Origin of the sequence: Protofrankia sp. CiP1_Cm_nod2, assembly GCF_920664355.1 — a bacterium.
Classification (GTDB): Bacteria; Actinomycetota; Actinomycetes; order Frankiales; family Frankiaceae; genus Protofrankia.
The window spans coordinates 1-3,332 of sequence record NZ_CAKKTL010000210.1; the positions used below are offsets into that span (position 1 = coordinate 1).

The 3,332-nt window shown below is 70.7% G+C and carries 3 protein-coding genes; all 3 read left to right on the forward strand.

The genetic code is table 11. From position 1 onward, the window contains the following. Nucleotides 1-168: 168 nt before the first annotated feature. The 3 genes from rsmG to NBW84_RS19195 are packed head-to-tail and all read left to right on the forward strand — an operon-like array spanning nucleotide 169 to nucleotide 2,811. On the forward strand, nucleotides 169-906 hold the full coding sequence (rsmG, locus tag NBW84_RS19185) for a 16S rRNA (guanine(527)-N(7))-methyltransferase RsmG (RefSeq protein ID WP_250286123.1): 738 nt from the start codon (nucleotides 169-171) through the stop codon (nucleotides 904-906). After that, nucleotides 803-1,864, forward strand: coding sequence for a ParA family protein (locus NBW84_RS19190; protein ID WP_445548773.1), 1,062 nt, complete (start codon nucleotides 803-805; stop codon nucleotides 1,862-1,864). The genes rsmG and NBW84_RS19190 overlap by 104 nt, the downstream gene beginning before the upstream one ends. Further along, entirely contained in the window at nucleotides 1,861-2,811 is a 951-nt protein-coding gene (locus NBW84_RS19195) for a ParB/RepB/Spo0J family partition protein (protein ID WP_250286125.1), read from the forward strand. The genes NBW84_RS19190 and NBW84_RS19195 overlap by 4 nt, the downstream gene beginning before the upstream one ends. Nucleotides 2,812-3,332 lie beyond the last annotated feature (521 nt).

Sequence of the window (3,332 nt, forward strand, 5' to 3'; positions counted from 1 at the left end):
ACAGCGCCGCGCCCGCCGCGCCCGCCGCGCCCGCCGCGCCCGCCGGGATCGGCTCCCCAGGCTGGTTCTCGGGCCTGCCGGGCCGGCGAAGTCGATCCGGTGGGAATCCCGGAGCGTGCCGAAGGCTGGTTGCGCCGTTTGTGTCCCGCTGTCGAGCATGCTGGTCGGATGGTGACTGTGTACGATCCCCCGCCCATCGCTCCCGAGGTCTTCGGAGCCGGTTTCGAGCTCGCCCGCGTCTACGCGGACCTCCTTGCCACCGCTGGTGTCGAACGCGGCCTGATCGGCCCTCGAGAGGCCGACCGGCTCTGGGAGCGTCACCTGCTCAACAGCGCGGTCGTGGCGGATGTTGTCGATCACGCGGCGGCCGTCGTGGACGTGGGCAGCGGAGCCGGGCTGCCCGGGATACCGCTTGCCCTCGCTCGTCCCGATCTGCGGGTGACCCTGCTCGAGCCGATGCAGCGCCGCTGTCTGTTCCTCCAGGAGGCGGTGGGCCGGCTCGGTCTTGAGGGGCGGGTCATCGTGCTTCGCGGACGCGCGCCCGACGCTGCCGCTACCGTGGATACCCGCGCGTTCGATGTCTGCGTTGCACGGGCCCTCGCGCCCCTGGAACGGTTGGGCGCGATGCTCCTACCAATGGTGAAACCGGGCGGTGTCATGCTTGCACTGCGCGGGGCAAGCGTTGTCGAGGAGCTGTCGGTCGCGCGAGGTGAGCTGGAGACCCAGGGCTGGCGTGATGTGGCTGTCGTGAAGTGCGGGGTTGGACGGGTGACCGAGCCGGCCACCGTACTGCGCGCCGTCCATGCGGCGCCACAGCCTGGGCGCCGACAGGGAAGTGGGAAAACGCGTGAAACGCGACGAGGACGGGAGGCGCAACGTGCAGGTGGGCGCGCACGTTCCACGTGAAACAGCGCCAGGAGGAAGTAGCAGATCCATGCGCGTGGCGCGGAACGGTGTTCGTCCCGCCGACACGTCGCTGGATACGAACGATCCATCCACCCCTATCGGAGCGGCGGCAGCAGCGGCAGTGGAAGCCTTGACAATGGAACGACGACGGCCGTTTCCCCGGCCGACGCGACAGCGCATCATCACTGTGGCGAACCAGAAGGGCGGGGTGGGGAAAACCACCACCACGGTCAATCTCGCCACGGCCCTGGCCATGCACGGATGCCGGGTCCTCTGCATCGACCTGGACCCGCAGGGCAACGCATCGACGGCTCTCGGGGTCGACCACCGTTCCGGTGTCCCGTCCATCTACGAGGTGCTGCTCGGGGACCGGCCGCTTGAGGAGGTCGTCGTCAGGTCGTCCGAGGCCGAGGGGCTGTACTGCGCCCCGGCCACGATCGACCTCGCCGGCGCGGAGATCGAGCTGGTGTCGGTGGTGGCGCGGGAGACCCGGCTGCGCCGGGCGATCGCCGGGCTGCGGCAGGAGGTCGACTACATCCTGGTGGACTGCCCGCCGAGCCTCGGGCTGCTCACCGTCAACGCCCTGGTGGCCGCCAAGGAACTCCTGATACCCATCCAGTGCGAGTACTACGCGCTTGAGGGGCTGGGACAGCTCCTGCGTAACGTCGAACTCGTGCAGGCACACCTCAACCCCGAGCTTCGGCTGTCTACCATCATCCTGACCATGTACGACTCGCGGACGCGGCTGGCGGACCAGGTCGTGCACGAGGTCAAGGAGCACTTCGGCAGCCGCGTCCTGGGCACGACCATCCCGCGTAACGTGCGGATCGCCGAGGCGCCGAGCTACGGCCGCTCGGTGCTGACCTACGACCCCGCCTCCCGCGGGTCGCTGTCCTATCTGGCCGCCGCGCGTGAAATCGCCGAGCGGGGCTTCGAGCCGAACGGAGTGGGAGTGTGACCGCGCGCCGGGGTGGGCTGGGACGCGGCCTGGGAGCACTGATCCCGACCGGGACGGAGGGCGTCGGCGGGATCAGCACGAGTATTGACGACGGTTTCGGGCTGCCGGTCGGACCGGCGCCCGTCCACGGCGCCACCTTCCGGGAGGTCCCGGTCGACTCGGTGACGCCGAACCCCCGCCAGCCGCGGACGCACTTCGACGAGGACGCCCTGGAGGAGCTGGCCGCGAGCCTGCGGGAGGTCGGCCTGCTCCAGCCCATCGTCGTCCGCGAGATCATGCCCGGACGCTACGAGCTGGTCATGGGCGAACGGCGCTGGCGGGCGTCCAGGCTTGCGGGCTTCAGCCAGATCCCCGCCATCGTGCGGGACACCGCCGACGACGCCATGCTGCGCGACGCCCTGCTGGAGAACCTGCACCGCCAGCAGCTCAACCCGCTGGAGGAAGCGGCCGCCTACGAGCAGCTCCTGCGCGACTTCGGCGCCACCCACGAGGAACTCGCCGGGAAGCTCGGGCGCTCCCGCTCCCACGTCACCAACATGATCCGACTGCTGGGGCTGCCGCCGGCCGTGCAGCGACGGGTGGCGGCCGGCGTGCTCTCGGCCGGCCACGCCCGCGCGCTGCTGTCGCTGGAGGATCCCGATGCGCAGGACCGGCTCGCCACCCGCATCGTCGCCGAGGGGCTGTCCGTGCGGGCCGTCGAGGAGATCGTCGCGCTGGGCGAGGAGGGGCCGCGGCGGACGCCGCCCCACCGCCCGCGGGTCACCTCGCCGGCCCTGCACAAGCTCGCATCCCGTCTCTCCGACCAGTTCGACACACGGGTGAAGGTCGACATGGGCCGGAACAAGGGAAAGATCACGGTTGAGTTCGCGAGCATCGAGGACCTGGAGCGGATCGTCGCGGTGATGACGGCGTCGGGAGCCGTCTCCTCGTCTTCCTCGTCCGGGTGAGGGCTCCCGGCCCGGACGAGGAAGACGAGGAGAGGCCGCTGTTTCACGTGGAACCTCGCGCCCACGTGAAACAGCGCAGCCGTCCGCAGGGCCTCCACGGGCCTCGGGGGCTGACCGAACACCGTCGCGGGGATGCCGAAGGGCGAGTTCCCGGACACCTCAGCTGCCTGATGGCCGGCCACGGGGTGGTGCCGTTGGCGGCGTGGCCCGTAAGCGCGAACTCCCGGACGCCTGAAGCGTCCCAGGGGCCGGAGCACCCACAGCCATGAATCGGCTTCCGCGTCCCCCCGAGCCTGGGTATTCGGGAGACCTGGGTACTCGGGAGAGACACGGTGGCCCCACCGCGCCAGTGGCGCGGCTTGCTCCCCTGCGAGCCCGGGTGCTCGAAGGGGAGCCCAGATGGGGAAAAGCCGGGAAAAGCCCGGACGCGCTGGTGAGAGCCGGCCGGCCGGAGAGTCAGCCCCGTGTCGAGCCGATGCCCACCCTGGCCGTCGTGTCCCGCTGGTTCCCGGCCGAGGGCC

What these genes read in the sequence shown, in the direction of transcription:
- rsmG (WP_250286123.1), top strand. Translation starts at nt 169, where the DNA reads ATGGTGACTGTGTACGATCCCCCGCCCATCGCTCCCGAGGTCTTCGGA.
- NBW84_RS19190 (WP_445548773.1), top strand. Translation starts at nt 803, where the DNA reads ATGCGGCGCCACAGCCTGGGCGCCGACAGGGAAGTGGGAAAACGCGTG.